We start from the raw sequence: 19,416 nt of genomic DNA, 5'->3' as shown, positions 1-19,416 counted from the left end.
ATAATAAAGCCAGTAATTCGTGGAGTGTAAAAGATGGTAGCTAATCTATTGAACAAGGGGTGATGCTTATGGTTAAGAGCTTTGTCCCTGGAAAGGAATAAAGTTGTCAGTATATGAAGCAATACAACTCATGCTCGCATTTGCGACATTTGTGTTGTTGTTAATTGACAAAAAAGACCAAAAAAAATAACCATCTAAATCACTTTTAGCAGAAGTTTTAGATGGTCACCATTCTAAAAAGGCTACCGTCTTTTTAACGGCACGAGTTACTGATGAAGGGATTGTTTGCGCAATCCTTTTTTCATTTTCTATTATAGCTTACACATCAGAAAAAATAAAGCGGTTGATTAAGCGAAATAAGAGAAAATGATGAATATAGAAAGTAAATGGATCGAAGGTGTCTTGGTAGTTGTGAAAGACAGTGTTTATCGTAGAAGAAAAGGACATCTCACCGACTGATGAGATGCCCCCGATAGGCTATTTTCTTAAGTCTACAATGATGTTGTCTTATTTCCAAAGCTCATCCAATTGTTTTTGGATATCTTTATTTTCTAAAAATTCATCATAGGTTGTATCTGCTCGATCGATAACACCTTTATCAGAAACGGCAATGATACGATTAGCCAATGTTTGGATAAATTGATGGTCATGTGAAGCAAAAAGGATAGAGCCAGTAAAGGCCATCAAGCCATCGTTTAGTGCTGTAATCGACTCTAGATCTAAATGATTCGTAGGATCGTCTAAAACTAAGACATTTGCTTTAGAAAGCATCATTTTAGAAAGCATGCAACGAACTTTTTCACCACCAGAAAGGACATTGACAGGTTTTAATACTTCTTCTCCAGAAAACAGCATGCGTCCTAAAAAGCTTCGTAAAAACGTATTATCGTCTTCTTCTTTACTTGCGTATTGACGTAACCAATCTAAGATCGTCAATTCATTATCAAATTCTTTCGTTGTATCTTTTGGTAGATAAGAATTGCTCGTTGTTACGCCCCATCTTACAGTTCCAGTATCAGGAGTGATCTCACCCATGATTACTTTAAACAAAGTTGTAGTTGTAATATCATTTTCAGCAACAAACGCAACTTTATCTTCTTTGCTTAAATTAAATGATATATCATTTAATATTTTCTTACCGTCGATCGTTACACTCACATTTTCGACCTGTAAAAGATCATTACCGATTTCACGTTCTGGTTTAAATCCAACGAATGGATAACGACGTGAGGAAGGTTGAATATCGTCAAGAGTAATTTTTTCTAACATTTTCTTACGAGAAGTTGCCTGTTTAGATTTTGAAGCATTCGCACTAAAACGAGCAATAAATTCTTGTAGTTCTTTGATTTGTTCCTCTTTTTTGGCATTGGCATTTGCTTGTAATTTTGCAGCAAGTTGACTTGATTCTAACCAAAAATCATAGTTACCAACGTATAATTTGATTTTTCCAAAATCTAAATCTGCCATATGGGTACATACTTTATTTAAGAAATGACGGTCATGAGAAACAACGATAACCGTATTTTCAAATTCAATTAAAAATTCTTCTAACCAGTTGATGGATTGGATATCTAATCCATTCGTAGGCTCATCAAGGAGTAACACATCCGGTTTACCAAACAATGTTTGAGCTAAAAGTACTTTGACTTTTTGACCACCAGTAAGTTCACTCATCAATTGATGGTGCAATTCTTCTGGAATATTCAGTCCTTGTAGTAAAACAGCAGCTTCAGGTTCAGCTTCCCAACCATTTAATTCAGCAAACTCGCCTTCTAATTCAGCTGCTCGGATACCATCTTCATCAGTGAAATCTTCCTTCATATAGATAGCGTCTTTTTCTTTCATAACTTCGTATAAACGTTTATGTCCCATAATAACTGTTTCTAAAACTGTATATTCTTCATAGTCATAATGGTTTTGTTTCAATACAGCCATTCGCTCATCTGGTCCCATGGAAACGGTCCCCGTAGAAGGTTGTAAGTCTCCTGATAATACTTTAAGGAACGTTGATTTACCTGCACCATTTGCACCTATTAAGCCATAGCAATTTCCTGGAGTAAATTTAATATTAACATCATCAAATAGTTTGCGGTCTGAAAAGTGCAAACTTACATCATTTACAGTAATCAATTTTTTTCCTCACTTTATCTTTATAATATTTAACGAGCCTCCTAGAATTATATAGGGGAAAAGAGAAAGTTTCAAGGTAATCAATTATTCTTTGTGTTTCACGTGGAACATGGGAATAAAAAATACTAAAAAATTATGAAAGAGAAAAAAAATTTGTACTTATGAAGCAATGATGAGGTTCGAAGGTATCTAAGATAGAAAGGCAAAATGCTCGTTTATTTAGTAGAAGAATAAGTTGGTAATGAATATACGCAAATTATAAGAAGTAGTAGCTTTTACTAAAAATAATAGCAGCAAAAGCTGATCAGAAAAGAAATTACTTTTGCTTTTCATCACCAGCATATGTTTTGACGTTATTTAAAGAGAGCGTTAGTATAATAATAGATTAAAATGAAAGTTGGAATGAAAATGAATGAAAGAAAAACACTAGACTGGGGATCACTAATTTTAGGGATTTTATTTGTCCTTGTTTCATTAATCTCTTTTCAAGATCCTGTTGGTAATTTAGTGGCGATTGTCGTTGTTTTTGCTATTTTTGCCTTTTTAAAAGGAATTTTTGAATTATTTGTACGAAATCGCATGAAAGAATTGACAGGATATAAAGGGAAAATGCCGTTGGTTATTGGTATCATTGATATTTTAGTCGGGATTTTCTTCTTGTTCAATATTGGTGCAGGAGTAGTTGCTTTACCGTTTGTTTTTGCCATTTGGTTTATTGCCGACTCTATCTTAGCTTTATTTACAGCTGATTTAGCGAAAGGTTATAGCACAGGCTACTATTGGTTTACAGTAATCATCAATATTTTGGGTGTGGTATTAGGATGTATACTATTGTTTAATCCTATTTCCTCCGCTTTGACTTTAAGTTTTCTTGTCGGTTTTTATTTTATGATCTTTGGGATCAACCATATCGTATATGCGTTCAGATAAACAAAGTAAAGTATATAAAGAAGCAATCAGGCTGAATTTTCCTGGTTGCTTCTTTTTTTATAGTTGATATGTCTGAATCTCTCAAAGAGTAGAGGTTCAATTATTTCCTTTTTTCATATAATTCATTCAATACAGGTAAATCATGCACTTCGTATTTTTCTTTGAATTGTTTGATTTCTTCTTCTGTATATTTTCTTGGATCAAGATGAAGATCTTCAACCGGTAAAGGACGTTTGTTATTGATTTTTACATCAATTACTACTGGTCGTTGGGATTTTTTAGCGGCATCAAATGCAGGTCTTAATTGGTGATACTCAGTAATCGTGAAACCATCAGCTCCCAGTGCTTCACTCGCTTTTCCGAAGTCAGCCTCTTCTAAAAACACACCAAATTTTTTCTGTTCAGTATCTTCTTGTTCTGCTTCAATAAACCCAAACGATGTATTCGATAAAACCACATTAATAATCGGTAGTTGGTATTTCACTTGTGTAATGATATCTTGCATCACCATTGCAAAACCACCATCACCGCTTAAAGTAAAGACTTGTCGATCAGGATAACTTAATTGTGCGGCAATGCCACCTGGAACACCATTCCCCATTGTAGCGAACCAACCAGAGGTCGTGTGTTTTTGTTTGCCGTTCATGTCTAATAATCGAATGGAATGGATCGTCGTATTCCCAACATCTGTTACAAAAATCGCATCTTCTTCAGCGATCCGATTGATTTCTTTATAAACAGCTTCAGGACGAATCGGTTGGTCTTCAAGGTCAGCGAATGAGTTTAACCAGTTTACCCAATTCGCTTTGTTTTCTTGGTTGGCTAGATACCAGCGATCTTCAGGACGTGGTTCGCCCAGCTGTGTTAATCTCGCTAATGTGGTATTGGCATCCCCTAAAATGGTATGGGAGGTAGCATGTCTTCGACCAAATTTTGAAGCATCGATGTCCACTTGGATAAATTCAGCCTCTGGGTTAAAGAACGCACGACCAAAAGGAAAGTCACTACCCATAAATAAAATCAAGTCGGCCTCTGCTAATGCTTCATTTGCAGGTTTTGTGGCCACACGTCCAGCAAAGCCTAGAAAGTTTTTATAGTTATCTGGAATGATGCCTTTCGCTAAAACAGAAGCAACAACTGGCATGGAAAAGTGTTCTGTAAAATCTTTGATTTGTGAAAAGCCATTACGAGTGCCTTGTCCAATGTAAAGTACAGGCTTTTTAGCTTTTTCAATAAAAGGAAGAGCAGCAATTACATCTTTTTCATCAGGAAGGATAGTACCTGTTTTATGAGTAGCTGCGTTAGATATTTTCTCTTCTTCAATGTCTGCAAAACCTAAATCAACAGGAATGGTTACAATAGCTACTCCTTTATTTTCATAGGCTGCTTTGATTGCTTCGTCCACTACATGAGGTAAACTTTCAGGTGTCATAACTGTCCGATTATAGACACTAACATCTGCAAAAATTGGATTTTCATTTAATTCTTGGAAAGAGTTATAGTTCATAGCAGTAGTTGCAACTTGTCCAAGCAACGCAACAACTGGAACATGATCCATTTGTGCATCATACAAACCATTGATCAAATGCGTGGCACCTGGTCCAGCAGAACCAAAAACAGCCCCAACTTTTCCTGTTAGTTTCGCATCGGCTGCTGCGGCTAGCGCTCCTACTTCTTCGTGACGTACTTGGATATATTTTATTTGATCTTTTTCATGATAAAGAGCATCCATGATTGAATTAAACGAACCACCAGGAATCCCATAAATGTGCTCGATTCCCCAACTTTCCATTACTTTGACCATTGCGATACCAGCATTGATTGTTGCCATATTCTCCCACTCCTTTATCAAATGAATGATAAAATTTTGTAACTTTATTAATTAAAGTATAGTGCTTTAAGAATAAAAGCCCAACTGATTCGCTTTTTTACACAAACAGTAGTCATGATTTTTTGAATATGCTAGAGTAATAAGTAAAGGCACGAAAGGAGAATAAAATGACAGAATGGCTACTAAGCTTAGCCCCGTGGCAACAAGCATTAGCGGGGACAGCATTTACGTATTTTATGACAGCTCTGGGGGCTGGGTTGGTATTTTTCTTTAAAGAAATCAAAAAAGAAGTATTGAATCTCATGCTTGGTTTTGCTTCGGGAGTCATGATTGCTGCTAGTTTTTGGTCATTGCTTGATCCTGCGATTACAAAAGCTGAAGAAAATGGCGATATCGCTTGGCTGGTCGTTAGTATTGGTTTTGGATTAGGTGGTGTCTTTCTTTATATCGCTGATAAAACGCTTCCCCATATGCACTTTGGCCCACAGCACGAAAAAGAAGGCCTACCTACGCATTTAAAACGAACAATCTTATTAGTTTTTTCGATCACCTTGCACAATATCCCTGAAGGTTTGGCTGTAGGGGTGGCATTTGGGGCTGCCAGTACAGCCGATAATCCAACAGCGGCCGTTTTGGCAGCCATTTCGGTTGCATTGGGTATTGGAATTCAGAATTTTCCGGAAGGTGCAGCTGTTTCGATTCCTTTAAGACAAGAAGGCTTGAGTCGAACAAAGGCATTTATATATGGACAAGCTTCAGGTATTGTTGAACCGATCGCAGGTGTGATTGGAGCGGTGCTAGTGACACGAGTAACCATCCTTTTACCTTATGCACTGGCATTTGCAGCAGGTGCGATGATCTATGTGGTTGTTGAGGAATTAATTCCCGAAGCCCAACAAACATTATCAAGTAAACGACATTTTGCCGTTTTTGGAGTGATGTTAGGTTTTATCATTATGATGGTACTAGATGTAGCTTTAGGGTAATACCATCAAATGATATATCATTTGGAACAACTGATAAAAATATAACGAAAAAAGCAGCACAAGACTGGGGAATCTGTCGTGTGCTGCTTTTTTCAATATTAGTAATATTTTCGATGATGTCGACGATTTGTTCCAGAAATTACACGAATTAGCCAAATAATGATTGCAATAGGAATGAGTAATTTAATTGCAAACCATAAAATACTAGTAAAAAGGCTAATTACAAAACTACCTATAATCAATACCATTATTAGCATGAAAATAGTTAAAAAAGTATTTCTTTGTCCCATACAAACCCCTCATTTCTTGCTAGTTCCCAAAATAAGTTAAATTTAATAAAAATGTACTTAGAACTTAGCTTATTTATTAGAGAACTACGATAGTTAAATCCTCTTGTTTCATTGAGTATAGCAGTATAAAGTGAGCATTACCTCCAACTATAGACTGATTTAGTTGCTTTTTTCTAGCTATCTTTACTACAATAAGTCAGAAAAGGAGGCAAAAATATGCCAAAAAATCGTTTAGAAGCTTTTACCGATGCAGTTATCGCGATCATTATGACTATCTTGGTCTTAGAGCTTCACCAGCCGAACACTGATACCTGGCAAGCGCTAAGTGCCTTAGGATATCGTTTTATGATCTATATTGTCAGCTTTTTTACATTGGTCATCTATTGGAATAATCATCATCATATGTTTCAAGTCGTTCATAAAGTAAATTGGCGAGTTTTATGGGCGAATAGCTTTTTTATCTTTGCTTTATCATTTTTTCCCTTTGTCACGTCTTGGATCAGCGAGTATAGTCATAGTTTAGCGCCAGAAATCACATACGGTGTAGTAACTTTAGGAGCTAATATTGCTTACTATATTTTAGCAAGAGAGTTGGTTCAGTCTGATCCTAAAAATAAAAAGAATATCAAAGAATTACTAGATAACTATCGAAAATCCTACTGGTCAATTGGGTTAAATATTTTAGGAATTATTTTAGGCTATGTCATTACACCAATAGCTGTTTTAGTAACGAATGCTGTGATTTTACTTGGTTGGCTGATTCCTAGCCGTAAAATCGAATCTCAATATAGTAATTAAAGATGTTCAAAAAAATTAAGAGAAATATAACAAAAAGATAAAAAAATGGTCGAACTTCTAGAGGAAAATCTTCCTTGAAGAGGGATGCTTATGATCAATCAAAAAAAATTGAATATCGGTCTAACTACGAGCATGATAACGATCCTTATCTATATAGATCATCGGCAATGTAGTTTATTGGTTATTTTGTTATCTATGATGATTCCATTTGTTGTAGCATTAAAGAAGTAAGAAGCGTTTATTTTTGATCCCGGATCTTTCAGTCTAAAGAATTGAAAGATCCGGGATTCGTTGTATCTAATTATACACAGATACGTATCAGAGAGGTAATCTGTTCCGAAAGTTTTCCACAGGGGATAACGAAAACGAAAAGTTTCAACCTATCGATAAAAGCAGGTATACAATATTTTTGTATAAATATTAAATGAATAGGCAGGAAACAATTTATATAGATTAATCCATCTGATTAAATAACTTTTAGTTTTTGCGTATAGTGTTATTTTATCTTTTTAAAATAACGAATTTAATAATTTGTTTATTTTCTTCGCAAGAAGGATCAAATAAATTAGGAAAAATGACGAAAAACAAAGGAAACAAGCCGTCTCGAATTAAATAGTTAGTATAAAAGATCAATGGCCGAGTGGGAGAAGAAAAAAAATAAACAGAAAAGTTATTCGAGGTTCTTTCCATTGAAAAAGATAAAAACCAATTAAATATACCCCTACAAGGTATATTTAATTGGTCAATCTGTTGTATGAGTGGCACTTGCGACAGGATAATTTTTTTTATAAGCAAAGTAGCGTGCTTCTTTTTTTGCTAAGCCAAAAGAATCAGAGAGCTGTAAATTTTGAGGTGAGAATTGTATGGCGGGGATTGAAAATGTCTGTTTTTGTTTGTCTATAATTGAAATAGAAAAGTTGATTTCTTCTTGTTCGGCATTTGCTAACGTCACATAAGAATGTCTGTCGAAATGGATACCAACTACTGTGTAAATGCCCAGTAATTGAAGTTGATCTCCTTCAATTTTTACTAGTTCATCTTTTGTTGGCACATATTCCATCTTGGCTCCAGTAGTCATTTTCATTTCAGCTTTTGAAGTAACATCTTTTACAGGAGAAGCAAAGTATTCAATCATAAAAAATAAAGCAATTAAACCTAAAAAACTACTAACTATAATAATTGTTTTCTTCACCTTGGACACTCCCATCTAACAGTTATGACGTAAAAAAGTACATTTATGATAAAAATAGTTTTTTAATCATTTAAAATGGTATAATATATGCCTTTTTTTATTAATTTTTGTTATTAATTAATTGCTTTAAAAACAGTATAAATTTAAATATAAAAAAAATAAAGCATAAAATACTTAATTTTAGCAGTTTATTTTACTGAATAAATGTTTCAATCAAATAATTTATTTCGCTAAAATAATTTATTTAGTTATTTTTTAAAATGAGAAGGCGAATGATACTATTTTCTGTTGGCAAGATCAGCATTCTGTTTATTTGCAAGGTCTAAGGGCAAAAAAAGGCCATAGATGATCTATTTATAAAATTGGTAGATAGGATTGCTTATTTTTCATATTTTTTATACCCATTTTTACTATTTTTTTGAAAAAAAAATTCTAATTCGTTAAAAATTTTCTTTAAAATATAAATAGGAACATTCAAATAGAAAAAAGTGAATGCTTTTTTCTATTTGGTAAAAAGAGGGGAGGAAGTAAATGTTAAATATTTTATCGAAAAAAATGAAACGACAGTTACTTCTACTGGAATTGCTTTTTGAAGGAGAAACCTATCGCTTTCAAGATTTAGAATCTCAATTAAAGTGTTCTTCAAAAACATTGAGAAATGACTTGATGGATATCGATTCTTATGCAAAAGAAATTAATATACATACTGATCGTGAGAATGGGATATTTGCAGAAATTGCTCCTCATGTCACAGAAGAATATATTTACCGAATTATTATGAATGAATCGATTGAGTATCAATTTTTAGAAGCAATCGTGTTAAATAAATATACGAACTACTTGGAAGTAACGGAACAACTATTTATTTCAGAGAGCACTCTAAGACGAATGGTGAAGCGCATCAACCTTTCCTTAGAGCAATATCACTTAAGAATTCGAGGATTGATTCGATTAACGGGAAATACACAATTAATTGAAAAGTTGACGATCCAGTTACTTTTAGAAAAATATGTGTGTTTAGAAGAGGCCTTCAATGAAGAAATTTGTCAAAAAAGTCGTCAATTATACTTAAAATACATAACGAATAATCAACTTCAAGATATAATTCGTAAACTGGAACACCGAAAACATAATCAGCTTTTATTTTATATTGCTATGAAAATTTACCAAGTAAAAAATGAAAAACAATTCATTGAAAAAGAGCAGAATAATCTTTTATGCCTAGAATCAAATGAGAAGCAAAATACTTCTTTATGGTTATCTCTCGAAGAGGATCAGGATCTGATAAAATACATCTTTGAACAGCCGTTTGTTTGTTCGCTACTGGATATACAGAACAGCAGCGATGACTACCAACAAAAACCTTATTTAACAAAGATGGTTGGGATATTGCTTGATTATTTGGAAATAAAATATCAGATCAAATGTGAAGAACGACAAGAAATCTGCTATAAAATAATTAATGATGGCGACTATATGGAAAATCTTTCTTTTATTTTATATGATAAACATCATCAGTTTTTAAAACAGATACTTCCAGAAATCGAAAGTATTCAAGTAGGACTAAAGAATTATTTAATTAACAAGGATCAAAAAGAGTTATTAAAGTATATGAAAAATGACGAATTTACCAGAAAATTAGTCGCTTTGTTACTTGTCTACTGGCATGATCTGCTAAAAAAGATTGAAACGAGTAAACAAATTAGGGCTTTGATTGTAACCAATTCTGAACAATATGCTAGCTACATTATTGCAAAGCTTGAGCTTTATCTAGGAGGACGATATCGTTTTGTAGCCAGCAAAACCCCGGTAGTTACAGATCAGATGCTACATAAGGAAAATTATGATTGTATTGTTTCCAATACGATGCTGAACAGACAGTTTAATATCCCTATATTTGGTATTTCTATTTATCCCAAATCAAGAGAAATTCAAAACTTGATTTTCTTTTATCAACAAACAAGAACAGAAATTACATAGCGTGTTTGATATTTATTAACTTTGAGAAATTGTTAGTTTGAACATAGGTGGTCAATAAAGGGAAACGCTGATCAATGGTGAATGAATATTCCACAGATAAAAGAAACAAAAAGAAGAGATAGGTTAAAAGTTAACCTAATTTTATGGGCTCTTTGTTAAATGATATGATATTGGTAAAGAGAAATCTTAGAATCATTTGGACAGAAAGAAGAAAAGCTTCTTTCTGTTCTTTTAGAGAAGGCAAATATTTCCTCATTGTTTTGGTAGTAATTCAAGTAAGTTTGCAGTAAAAATTACTCATTTAATATTAATGAAAAGTTTAATGTACTTTGCTATTATGGACTAATTAATTAGGAAACAGATGGAGGTTCTCAATGGAAGTACTGAGATTAATTAGTCAATTTTATGCAATTATAGCGATACCCATTTTTATTTTTTGTGGTTTTAGATTACGTAATCAAAGAATGGCTATGGAAAAGAAGAAAAAAAATAAAGTGAATGAAATGTTCCCCGAACTTAGTAAAGAGGACTTAAAGCTGAGAAAAACAGCAATTATAAATTATCAAAATATGTATTTGAATACCACTTTTAAAAGAGGTATTCAAATGTTATTGACTGTTGCATTACTTGCAAGTATTATAGGCGCTTTGGTCACTAGTATGCTTTATCAAGATTTTTCGACTAGTTTCCTATTTATCATTGGATTAACCTTTTGTATTTTACTTCTTAGTATAATCGCTCCGTCAAGTCAGAAACAAGCACAGTTTTGGGAGAATTATCTAAATCAACATCCCGATAATCCATTGAAAATCGTTCTGTTGGGCAGGGAAGATGTCGAAAAGATAACTGCAATAAGAAAAAAACAAGTTATTAACTTTATGGTCATCGAGTTAGCTTTTCTGATTTTTTACGTTCTTTATTTTTAGCAAGATCTCCGTTTTTATATGAATAGTCAATTGATTTTCAAAGATAAGAGGAGCAAAAAATTAGAACGACTGACTGGAATGAAGATAGAAAGAGTTTTATCAAAAGGCTACAGAATAAGTGTGATAATGAAAAACAGCCAACAAACATTGATTTAACAACGTTTGTTGGCTGTTTTTCATTATTCCCACTCAATGGGGTGGTTAGACTTAATAAAGCCTGTTGTTATCACGTTTTTAGGATGTTTCCACTATTTTGGAGACAGTTTTGGCGACATCTTTTTCACCACTTGATTACCGACAAAGGCAAATTGCTTACTTAGGGCGGTTTTAATTTTGATAATCCCTGCCATAGATTCGGCGACACCATCATCAATTCCACGCCACAAATGTGCATAGTGTTTTAGCGTAATTTCTGGCGAGCTATGCCCGAGTCGTTTTGAGATAACTAAAACCGAAGCATTCAGTTCGTTAATGAGAAAGCTAACGTGCGAATGGCGAAGTCCTTTCGCCTGTATTATTGGCACACCTGCAAGCTTCGCATAACGTGCAATAATTCGAGCGATTGTTGACTTTATCATAGGTAAGCCATCATAGGAGAAAATGAAATCTATGTCTCCATGTTGTGCTTGCCGTTCTTTCCAGATACGCAACACTTCAAGCGTATCATCATCTAAGGCAAGCACCCGTTTCCCATCAGCCGTTTTCGTGTGATTCTTACGATTGTAATTATTACGGCTCTTGGTAATCAGCATATGATGAACACGAAGCTGTTTCTTCTCAAAATCAATATCATTCCACCAAAGTGCAGTTCCTTCATTCACACGAACGCCTGTCATATAGTAAATCCACAACATGACGAAGCATAAATGCTCATAGAAGTCTTCCGTGTAAATCTTTGAAAGCACCTTTTCAAATTCATCTTTCGTCCAGTAAGCAACATCTGTTTTCCCCTTGGGGATTGGTTTCACTTGTCGAGCAACATTTTTATCAAGGTAATTGAGTGATACGGCAAACTCAAGAATTTTCTTCAACATTCCAAAGACCATTGAAGCATAGGATTGTGAGTACCCTGCCGCATTTTTATCCAAAAGCCACGTTCTGAAAAATTGAATATCATGCAAAGTAATCTTTCGCATTGGCTTCTTTCCAAACCGTGCCAAAAGGATTTTCAGCGTTGGATTCCTTGACTCAAAAGTTTCCTCAGTCACTTCAGTCTTATAGTGCGGAATGTAGACGTTATTCATGAATTGCTCAAAGGTCATGCCATAATCTGAGTAACCTTGAGTTTGTAAGAAGTCATTTTTCACACGGATAGCTTCCGCATACGCTTCCTTTGCTGTTTCAAATTTCTTTCCAGATTGTGACTTGCGCCCTTTCCGCTTGATACGTTTTCCTGTGATTTTGTCCGTACCTAAGCTTACCTCATAATAGTATTGCCCTTTGTTGTCTTGGTAGACATCTTGGTAGCTAGTTTTTGGCAAATTTATTCCTCCGTTTCGGACAACTCTACATCACCGATAACGGACTTTATCGCCTGTATTGGGACGATCGATACACGGCGCCCCTCGTAAAACTCATACCCTTGTTGTACCATAAAATGCTTCGCTTGTCTAAGAATCGAAGAAGCCGTATAAGGTGGAAACCCTGATCTAATAAGGGTTTCTTTACTCACTAACATCTTGCACATTAACGTTCCCCTTTTCTAATTTGAAGTATTCTTTCTGCCTTTCAGAGTTGTACCGTCTTGAATCTAAGAGTTTTGCAAAGAAATAGGTTTTATCAACGATGAGAGACAATAGCATTGAGTTATTCTTTCTTGCGAATGAAACAATCTCTTCAAATTCAATAAAATCATTTTCTTCGATAATATCAATAACCTCATTCAAGAATGAACCGCCTTCCTGTTCAATAAGAAATTTAGCTAAATCAAAGCCACATCCACTTTCGATGTCATCAATGCTATAAGTTGTCTTATCTGGATTTTCTGCATGGGTGAAGTAGTCAAACATTCCTTTTGGGGACATCACCACTTCAACATGAGCAGGACCATTCAGCTTTTCGCTTATCATCTCGCTAACTTGTGAGAAGCTTTTAAGTGAATCGAAGAAGAAAGCACCATGTTTATGCGATTTCTTAATTTCGCCCGTCTCCATGTTCACATCTTCGTCATGCCATGGACTCAAAATAAATGGGACGTGCATTTCTTCTAATATCGTTAAATAATTTTCCGGAGCACTTTCCTTGTAAATCAAGAATGCCCACTTGCTACTTCATTGTTCTTTAATTTTTCCCATAGTCGCCTTCCTTGATTATTGATTACTGATCCCACGGGGGGCGTAGTAGCCCCGTGGGATATCGTTCTTGACTGTCAAAATATCGGAGCTTCTTTGCTTCTGCCAAGTGCAAGCAAAAGCTCCGATATTTCTATCTGAAATTCGTTCCTTCGAGTTTCAGCCAATGTTTATATCGCTCAAAATTCGAGAACACATAATTTGGAAAGCGACTTGAGATTTCTTCACGCAAAATTTCCTTTGTGTCTAAGATTAGTTTTTGAGCCTGTACGTCATTTGGTAATTTTACAATGAACGTGACACTGTCGTTCCTAACATCAATGATTGAGTTTCTAATTGCCTTGTTGTGCTGTTGTATCTTTAATTTGCCCTCGCCCTCATGGTCGGTTTGTCTGACTAGGAACCTCCGCAGACGATAGCTCACCCAGAATGATTTCACCCAATTCACTAGCGAGTCTCTGGCTATCCTTGAAACAATCTCTGGAAGCACAAACAGGAGAAAGAGGAGAAAAGTAAATGCATTCAATTCATCTAAACCTTTTGAGATTATAGCCATGCATTTAAACAAAAACTTTGTGTATTCAACTAGTGATGAATTTGTTTCAGCTTGTAGGAAAGCACCTATCATCTTGATTGGGACTTGTACCGCTAGAAGTAATATTGAAATCATTAACAAAAAGCCAATAATGTGAAATGTCCTTGTAAAATAAGATTTTTTCATGTTTAGATTATTCCTTTCAAACCACTGAATGTCGGGGTCAATAAAGGGATAATTTGAAACGGGTGCTCCGAATCAATCACCTGTATCAGACCTGTTCCAATACCTTGAGGTATGACAATTCCCTCTAGATTTAGGTCGGGAAACAAAAATTGTGTTGTTTTGCTGTTAATGTTCCCTACTTGAATCAACACGTTCAACTGCTCCCTGCACGAGATTGGGATAGCATTATTATCAAAACGTTGTGATACCAGCAAAAGATGGACTTTCGAACCTCTTCCGAGTAAAGATACTTGAGAAAGTAGGCTAAAGAATGCGTCTTTTATTGGTTTTGCTACACCGTCACTTAATGCCAAAACTTCATCAATCACAACTGTATAATGTTCGAAATCTGCTTGGGGATTGTTATAAAGCACTTGTTGTCTTTGGTGAATCAATTCAAGGCACTTGCTTAGCTCATTATTGACTGCTGAAACGAAGTCGCTCTTGCTTCGGTTATCGCTAGGAGCAATGACTTTGACATTATTTTCTCGCCCCCATCTGCTCGGGCTATCAAACTTGGGGTCAACAATTACAAGACTAGAGCTCTTTCTTAACACGCATAGGAAATATGTGAGCGCATATGACTTCCCTGACCCCGAATTTCCCGCAATAGCAATACTCGTTACTTTGTTTAGGTTTATCGTAAAGTTTTCCATAACGGGTACTTTGTTTATCGGTAATTCGGCAACAAAACGATCTATGTCTGGAATAATCAACCGTTTCGAAATGCCTTTGTTCCATGGAAAGAAGAGTGCTCGCTTCACATGGATGTCTTCCGTTTCGAGTGGAACAAAGTATGCCCCAGCTTGCTTCAACAATGTAAACTCTGGGTAAAGAACGGCATTGCTAATCAAATAGATTTTTTGGTATAGCCCATCATCCACAACATAGCTTGCAGGCAGGCGAGGGATGAAGAAAAATCCCTCGTCCGCTACCCGTACATCAAATGAATTGGTGTAGGAGGTCTCTCCGTTAATCTGCAAAGCCATGTTCAGAGCTTGGAGCAAGTAACTTTCAAGTTCTGATTTTTTCATCATTTAACAACCCGAACCCCTTCTGAGCGGAAGTACACATTTGAACGGATTTCGATTGCTTCCAACTTGTCGAGTTTAACTTCTGAGAGAAACGGTGGAAGGGTTGGCTTCTTCTCAAATTTTACGGCAAAAGGATTTACACCATCTTGGGAGAAATATAGCTTGTAGCCAGTGACTTCGTCCGTGCGTTTTCCTTCAATCCAGTTGTATTGTGTTTCGATTTCAGACGAGACATTGATGATAGGATTTTCGTCTGAAAGATATTGTTTTGCGGTAGCTTCATTGTACGAATTTTGAGAATTTTTGATTTTCATGCGTTTTCTCCTTTTTGCAATATGACTAGTATTATTGCATTCTTTATTAGTCTTAGGTTTCGCGATTCCTTTGACTTTTTTATTGTACGTCATTATTCTATGGTAGAATATATGCAGATAATTTAAGAAGTTTTATTTGTTTTTCTACCATACTAAGGGGGCCTGATATGATTTATACAGAAACGAAAAATTATATTTTCTCTGAGATTGGAAAACGGGTGAAAAAAAATAAGAAAGAACATGGTTTTACTTATTACCAACTGGCAGGTTATCAAAATAAAGCTGACTATGAAGCTCATCAGAAAGATTCAACTCAAGATAGTAAAATGGATAAACAACTTCGATACGGCAAATTCGACTATTCTATCATCACAAATATTGCAGGCGGAAAAGCCTATCCAGGAAAAAATCCATATTTAATTTCTGACACATTGCTTTTGCACCTAACAGAAAAACTGAAGTTTTCGAATGAACTTGAATTACTTTGGGGGGATTTTGAAAATGGTGATTTCTCCATGATATTATTTGAAAAACTTCTCCTAGATGTTTTGAATGGGAGTGACGAGAAATCGAAGGAGATATTTAACAATGTACTGACGGATTACGTTCCCTATGCTGAATATCATTCTTATTGGCAAATGTTTGTAGTTGGGGATATTGAAATGCCAAAAATCGATAATACCAGCTACCCTATTTCATCCTATTTTTACCGATTAAAAGAGGACGATATATTTGAACAGTATGAAATCATTCAAAAAAATGCAATCGAGTTTCTCTATTATAAGTTCGATATACAAATCAATCAGTTAATTCAGAATTTCATCCGAGAAGAAGGGGATTCCTTGACTAAACTAGATAAAAGGTTAGGTCACTTAGTTTTACAGATAACGGACTTCTTTCTGAAAAATATGCCAAAAGAAGATTCTCTTGGATTGAGAGCCCGAAATATTATCACCTCTGATTACAAGAAATTTGGAACTCTAATTGCCAAGGAAATGAAGGGCGAACAAATGGAATTAAATGAATTTACTCTAAAGTATTTGGTGGAAGCTTCACTGGCTTACATTACGGGATTGAAAAGAGTGCAGGTGATAGAGCTAGAAGTTATCAAGGGTTATAAATTTACTGGCAAATAAAAAGGTGCTGAGTAGACAAATTGATGTCTACTCAGCACCTTTTTTTCGTATCCTACCTAAATCCTTTTCCTAAAACTCAAGCGTTTCTTGGACTGAGGAGTCAGATACTTCCTGCACTTGAGTAATTTCCGCAAGTTGAGCCATAGTTTTTTGACCGTCACCCTTAGTGTAGAATTTCAGCCCACTAATTCGGACATTCTTTGAATCATCTTCAAATTCCATCTCTGCTTGATGGTCGGTCATATATAATAGTAAGTCTTGTTTCCATAACTCGCTGACAAACCTGTCACCGCTCATTCCTTTTGGTTCAATGAATATTTGGAAATAAAACTCGCTATCCTCAAGGAATAAAATAAAGTCAGGTTGAAAACCTTGTAAGTGAACGTCTACTGTTTCTCCTGCACGATTAACCCTTGAGCCATATTGGTGCAGTTTAACTTTTTCACTTTTGGCTGACTCACGGTGCATATTTTCGTCCATTCGGAATAGGTAGACAGCCTTGTTGTATTTTTGTTTTAACTCATCTACATAGGCTTTAATTCGCTCAATCAACTCATATTCTAGCTTGTTGACGATTGCTTTTTCATAAACGTAAAATTCATCGTCCATTTCGTAAGCGGCAACCTTTTGAGTTGCTTCATTCAAAAGGTTTGCGGTGTCATACTCTGGAACACGCTTGTTGTAATTTGTTAGGTATTCTCTAATCGGATAGCCGATAAATCTATTGGTTCCTCGTTGTTTAATGTAACCTGATTTGAATTTTACTTCATACTCTTTCATTAATTCGATAGTTACTTTCAAAATCTCATTTGGAGAAATATCTGACGCTTTGTATTCTTTCGGAACAGTCAAGAAGAGCTTCAAATTCCCTGCATTTAACCATTTTTCGCCATAGATAAATTCTTTCATAGAAGTCAGGAGCGGAAGATACTTTTTCAAATTATCAAACTGGTAAAACTCCAAGCGTTGGATGGCTTTCTTAATGAAACGAACATCAAATTTTTCTATACCGATAGTTTTTGTTTCAATATATTCCACAGTAGCATTATAAGAAACTTCCCGACTACCATAGTTCAAGCTTCGAGAAATATCTGACTTATGGTTAATGCCGTATTTTTCAATAGAGTCGAACCATTCATCTGATACGTCTTCGGCTTCGTTATAATAGATTTTCCCTGTTTTATAGGTATCTGTTTTCTTGAAGGAAGGTTTAACTTTAATTTCAATAGGCGGATTTTTCTTATCTTGTCCCGTTGGCAAATCCATTTGTTCCAAAGAACCTACTAGCTGTTTCAAATATTGAGGTTCATTCATTGTATGGTAGTGGAGGGTTTCCAAAAATAATTGCTTATTTGAGGAATCATTATCATATCTCCGCTGATAGCTTTTCTCACCATCAATTTCAAATGGATAATACCTTGCACCACGTCCAATCAGTTGAGCTTCAACCATTGTAGAGTTCTTATTCGTGCCCGCTTCTTTTTCGATACGAACAATATCATACAGATTGAGTACATCCCACCCCTCTGTAAGTTTTGCCACCGCAAAAACTACACGATAGAGGTTATTTGGGCTTTCGAGCGTGTTCAAGGCTTCATACTGACCTTTTTCAAGCATATTGCCACTGGCATCGTTGGCATTCAAAACATTTCGTGGGTCAAAGTCCTGTTTAATCTCACGAACAATCTTTGCTAAATCATCTTCATTTTGCAGGTAGAAATTATAAGCCAACTTTAGTGCAGAGCTTTCATTACTATCCAATGTTTGTTGACGTTGGATGAATGACACTAAATCACTTACGTTTAAATTGGCAATGAGTTGATTAAAGACTTTTGTTGCTTCAAGTGAGATTGCAACTTTTGGTGATTTGAACATAATCACAGGCTTGAACGATCCCGTGACACCCTCAGCATATGCATGATATTTTCTGAATTGTGAGAGTAACACCACGTTCAGCATTTTATCTTCATCACTTGCGGATGTTTCAATACGCTTAACCTGCTTAGAGTACCCATCAAACATAAGTTTATTTAGGGGATAACGGTAAACGACTTTATCACGATACTTGTTGTAAATTGCGTCCTTGTCAAAATCCACTGTTGCCGTGAACTCTAGCAATAGATTCTTTTTCTCCTTGTCATCCCTAGCCCTTAGAATCTTATTGATAGCAGATTCCCAAGTGTTCTCAGCTTCTTTTTCTGATTTTGTGCTGGCGGAATAGTGATGAGCTTCATCAGCCAAAACAACCACAGGGTGATTTTCATAATCAGATAAACCCATGGTGTTCTCTTTTAACACAAACAAATCATCTGATACCTTTTGCACGGATGAAAGCTTGATATAGATAGTATTATTTTGGCGAACACGAGGAAAACGCTCAACTTGTCGAATATAAATTCGTTGTCCACCAATTTCAATTTTTTCTTGAAAAAGATACTTCTCACTATTTTCATTTACTAAATTATCCTTCGTTTTCATAAGGACGGAATTTGTATTTACCGTAAACAAGAAATTCTGATACTTATGTTCCTGATAAAGGTAGAGAATTAGACCCGCCATCAAATCTGTTTTTCCTGAACCCGTCGCCATGTTAAATAGAACGTGTTGGGGACTGGGATTAATCTGGGTTTGCGTATAGTGATAGTTACGCATTGCTTCATCTTGATAATCACGTAACGTATGGAGTAAATTTTGATTGATATATGCTGGTATAACATACCCTTGATGTTGACTAAATAAGTTTTGTTCTGCTTGCTCAGCTTGCTCAACTAGGGGGAATTTGCGAGCATTAGCAGGAGTTTTCTTTACTCTTGCCATG

Annotated in this window: 19 protein-coding genes; 8 read left to right on the top strand and 11 right to left on the bottom strand. The window is 35.4% G+C overall.

Features of this window, described 5'->3' with window-relative positions; genetic code table 11:
- Nucleotides 1-103 precede the first annotated feature (103 nt).
- Nucleotides 104-190, top strand: coding sequence for a putative holin-like toxin (locus AB3H93_RS09605; protein ID WP_223603319.1), 87 nt, complete (start codon nucleotides 104-106; stop codon nucleotides 188-190).
- Nucleotides 191-507: 317 nt separating this feature from the next.
- Here AB3H93_RS09605 and AB3H93_RS09600 read toward each other — a convergent pair whose 3' ends face one another.
- Nucleotides 508-2,130 carry an ABC-F family ATP-binding cassette domain-containing protein gene (locus AB3H93_RS09600; RefSeq protein ID WP_010720489.1) on the bottom strand — a complete coding sequence of 541 codons (1,623 nt, stop codon included), beginning with the start codon at nucleotides 2,128-2,130 and terminating at the stop codon, nucleotides 508-510.
- Between the two features lie 408 nt (nucleotides 2,131-2,538).
- On the opposite strand from AB3H93_RS09600, the gene AB3H93_RS09595 reads away from it, so the two are divergent.
- The gene (locus AB3H93_RS09595; protein ID WP_053766578.1) at nucleotides 2,539-3,060 is read left to right on the top strand and encodes an HdeD family acid-resistance protein; all 522 of its coding nucleotides are present in this window, start codon (nucleotides 2,539-2,541) and stop codon (nucleotides 3,058-3,060) included.
- Nucleotides 3,061-3,160: 100 nt separating this feature from the next.
- Here the strand turns inward: AB3H93_RS09595 and spxB are convergent, their stop codons facing one another.
- Nucleotides 3,161-4,891 (bottom strand): pyruvate oxidase, encoded by a 1,731-nt coding sequence (spxB, locus tag AB3H93_RS09590; protein WP_063626390.1) that lies wholly within the window; start codon nucleotides 4,889-4,891, stop codon nucleotides 3,161-3,163.
- A gap of 167 nt (nucleotides 4,892-5,058) precedes the next feature.
- On the opposite strand from spxB, the gene AB3H93_RS09585 reads away from it, so the two are divergent.
- Nucleotides 5,059-5,877, top strand: a complete 819-nt coding sequence (locus tag AB3H93_RS09585) for a ZIP family metal transporter (protein WP_010720486.1) — start codon at nucleotides 5,059-5,061, stop codon at nucleotides 5,875-5,877.
- A 98-nt stretch (nucleotides 5,878-5,975) separates the two neighbouring features.
- On the opposite strand, the gene AB3H93_RS09580 is transcribed toward AB3H93_RS09585, so the two are convergent.
- Complete coding sequence (locus AB3H93_RS09580) at nucleotides 5,976-6,167, bottom strand: hypothetical protein (protein WP_010720485.1); 192 nt, start codon at nucleotides 6,165-6,167, stop codon at nucleotides 5,976-5,978.
- 216 nt (nucleotides 6,168-6,383) lie between these two features.
- Here AB3H93_RS09580 and AB3H93_RS09575 point away from each other — a divergent pair, with 216 nt between their 5' ends.
- Together AB3H93_RS09575 and AB3H93_RS09570 are read left to right on the top strand one after the other, a co-directional pair.
- Nucleotides 6,384-6,965 (top strand): TMEM175 family protein, encoded by a 582-nt coding sequence (locus AB3H93_RS09575; protein WP_010720484.1) that lies wholly within the window; start codon nucleotides 6,384-6,386, stop codon nucleotides 6,963-6,965.
- A gap of 90 nt (nucleotides 6,966-7,055) precedes the next feature.
- Nucleotides 7,056-7,196, top strand: a complete 141-nt coding sequence (locus AB3H93_RS09570) for a hypothetical protein (protein WP_014834373.1) — start codon at nucleotides 7,056-7,058, stop codon at nucleotides 7,194-7,196.
- Nucleotides 7,197-7,707: 511 nt separating this feature from the next.
- Here the strand turns inward: AB3H93_RS09570 and AB3H93_RS09565 are convergent.
- Nucleotides 7,708-8,157, bottom strand: coding sequence for a hypothetical protein (locus AB3H93_RS09565; protein WP_010720483.1), 450 nt, complete (start codon nucleotides 8,155-8,157; stop codon nucleotides 7,708-7,710).
- Nucleotides 8,158-8,688: 531 nt separating this feature from the next.
- On the opposite strand from AB3H93_RS09565, the gene AB3H93_RS09560 reads away from it, so the two are divergent.
- A complete protein-coding gene (locus AB3H93_RS09560; protein ID WP_034697678.1) occupies nucleotides 8,689-10,137 on the top strand; it encodes a helix-turn-helix domain-containing protein in 1,449 nt (482 codons plus the stop codon).
- 374 nt (nucleotides 10,138-10,511) lie between these two features.
- Entirely contained in the window at nucleotides 10,512-11,063 is a 552-nt protein-coding gene (locus tag AB3H93_RS09555; RefSeq protein ID WP_368020489.1) for a hypothetical protein, read from the top strand.
- 248 nt (nucleotides 11,064-11,311) lie between these two features.
- Here AB3H93_RS09555 and AB3H93_RS09550 read toward each other — a convergent pair whose 3' ends face one another.
- The 6 genes from AB3H93_RS09550 to AB3H93_RS09525 all read right to left on the bottom strand — a co-directional run bounded on the left by AB3H93_RS09550 (nucleotide 11,312) and on the right by AB3H93_RS09525 (nucleotide 15,462).
- Complete coding sequence (locus AB3H93_RS09550) at nucleotides 11,312-12,544, bottom strand: tyrosine-type recombinase/integrase (protein WP_368020488.1); 1,233 nt, start codon at nucleotides 12,542-12,544, stop codon at nucleotides 11,312-11,314.
- A gap of 2 nt (nucleotides 12,545-12,546) precedes the next feature.
- Nucleotides 12,547-12,741, bottom strand: a complete 195-nt coding sequence (locus AB3H93_RS09545; protein ID WP_368020498.1) for a DUF3173 family protein — start codon at nucleotides 12,739-12,741, stop codon at nucleotides 12,547-12,549.
- Entirely contained in the window at nucleotides 12,728-13,315 is a 588-nt protein-coding gene (locus AB3H93_RS09540) for a replication protein (RefSeq protein ID WP_368020487.1), read from the bottom strand. The genes AB3H93_RS09545 and AB3H93_RS09540 overlap by 14 nt, the downstream gene beginning before the upstream one ends.
- A 172-nt stretch (nucleotides 13,316-13,487) precedes the next feature.
- Nucleotides 13,488-14,075 carry a hypothetical protein gene (locus AB3H93_RS09535; protein ID WP_368020486.1) on the bottom strand — a complete coding sequence of 196 codons (588 nt, stop codon included), beginning with the start codon at nucleotides 14,073-14,075 and terminating at the stop codon, nucleotides 13,488-13,490.
- Nucleotides 14,076-14,077: 2 nt separating this feature from the next.
- The gene (locus tag AB3H93_RS09530) at nucleotides 14,078-15,148 is read right to left on the bottom strand and encodes a cell division protein FtsK (RefSeq protein ID WP_368020485.1); all 1,071 of its coding nucleotides are present in this window, start codon (nucleotides 15,146-15,148) and stop codon (nucleotides 14,078-14,080) included.
- Nucleotides 15,148-15,462 (bottom strand): hypothetical protein, encoded by a 315-nt coding sequence (locus tag AB3H93_RS09525; protein ID WP_368020484.1) that lies wholly within the window; start codon nucleotides 15,460-15,462, stop codon nucleotides 15,148-15,150. The genes AB3H93_RS09530 and AB3H93_RS09525 overlap by 1 nt, the downstream gene beginning before the upstream one ends.
- A 167-nt stretch (nucleotides 15,463-15,629) precedes the next feature.
- Between AB3H93_RS09525 and AB3H93_RS09520 the strand changes: the two genes are divergently transcribed.
- Nucleotides 15,630-16,598 (top strand): hypothetical protein, encoded by a 969-nt coding sequence (locus AB3H93_RS09520; RefSeq protein ID WP_368020483.1) that lies wholly within the window; start codon nucleotides 15,630-15,632, stop codon nucleotides 16,596-16,598.
- A 69-nt stretch (nucleotides 16,599-16,667) separates the two neighbouring features.
- Here AB3H93_RS09520 and AB3H93_RS09515 read toward each other — a convergent pair whose 3' ends face one another.
- Entirely contained in the window at nucleotides 16,668-19,415 is a 2,748-nt protein-coding gene (locus AB3H93_RS09515; protein ID WP_368020482.1) for a DEAD/DEAH box helicase family protein, read from the bottom strand.
- Nucleotide 19,416 lies beyond the last annotated feature (1 nt).

The sequence above is a fragment of the Enterococcus sp. C74 genome, from assembly GCF_040887125.1.
In the GTDB taxonomy this organism is placed as follows: domain Bacteria; phylum Bacillota; class Bacilli; order Lactobacillales; family Enterococcaceae; genus Enterococcus_B; species Enterococcus_B hirae.
This window is presented reverse-complemented; position numbering and strand designations above follow the sequence as displayed.

Bases quoted from the DNA above. Each gene is read 5' to 3' on its own strand.
- AB3H93_RS09595 (WP_053766578.1), top strand. From the start codon at position 2,539: ATGAATGAAAGAAAAACACTAGACTGGGGATCACTAATTTTAGGGATT.
- spxB (WP_063626390.1), bottom strand. From the start codon at position 4,891: ATGGCAACAATCAATGCTGGTATCGCAATGGTCAAAGTAATGGAAAGT.
- AB3H93_RS09585 (WP_010720486.1), top strand. From the start codon at position 5,059: ATGACAGAATGGCTACTAAGCTTAGCCCCGTGGCAACAAGCATTAGCG.
- AB3H93_RS09580 (WP_010720485.1), bottom strand. From the start codon at position 6,167: ATGGGACAAAGAAATACTTTTTTAACTATTTTCATGCTAATAATGGTA.
- AB3H93_RS09575 (WP_010720484.1), top strand. From the start codon at position 6,384: ATGCCAAAAAATCGTTTAGAAGCTTTTACCGATGCAGTTATCGCGATC.
- AB3H93_RS09570 (WP_014834373.1), top strand. From the start codon at position 7,056: ATGATCAATCAAAAAAAATTGAATATCGGTCTAACTACGAGCATGATA.
- AB3H93_RS09560 (WP_034697678.1), top strand. From the start codon at position 8,689: ATGTTAAATATTTTATCGAAAAAAATGAAACGACAGTTACTTCTACTG.
- AB3H93_RS09555 (WP_368020489.1), top strand. From the start codon at position 10,512: ATGGAAGTACTGAGATTAATTAGTCAATTTTATGCAATTATAGCGATA.
- AB3H93_RS09545 (WP_368020498.1), bottom strand. From the start codon at position 12,741: ATGTTAGTGAGTAAAGAAACCCTTATTAGATCAGGGTTTCCACCTTAT.
- AB3H93_RS09535 (WP_368020486.1), bottom strand. From the start codon at position 14,075: ATGAAAAAATCTTATTTTACAAGGACATTTCACATTATTGGCTTTTTG.
- AB3H93_RS09530 (WP_368020485.1), bottom strand. From the start codon at position 15,148: ATGAAAAAATCAGAACTTGAAAGTTACTTGCTCCAAGCTCTGAACATG.
- AB3H93_RS09525 (WP_368020484.1), bottom strand. From the start codon at position 15,462: ATGAAAATCAAAAATTCTCAAAATTCGTACAATGAAGCTACCGCAAAA.
- AB3H93_RS09520 (WP_368020483.1), top strand. From the start codon at position 15,630: ATGATTTATACAGAAACGAAAAATTATATTTTCTCTGAGATTGGAAAA.
- AB3H93_RS09515 (WP_368020482.1), bottom strand. From the start codon at position 19,415: ATGGCAAGAGTAAAGAAAACTCCTGCTAATGCTCGCAAATTCCCCCTA.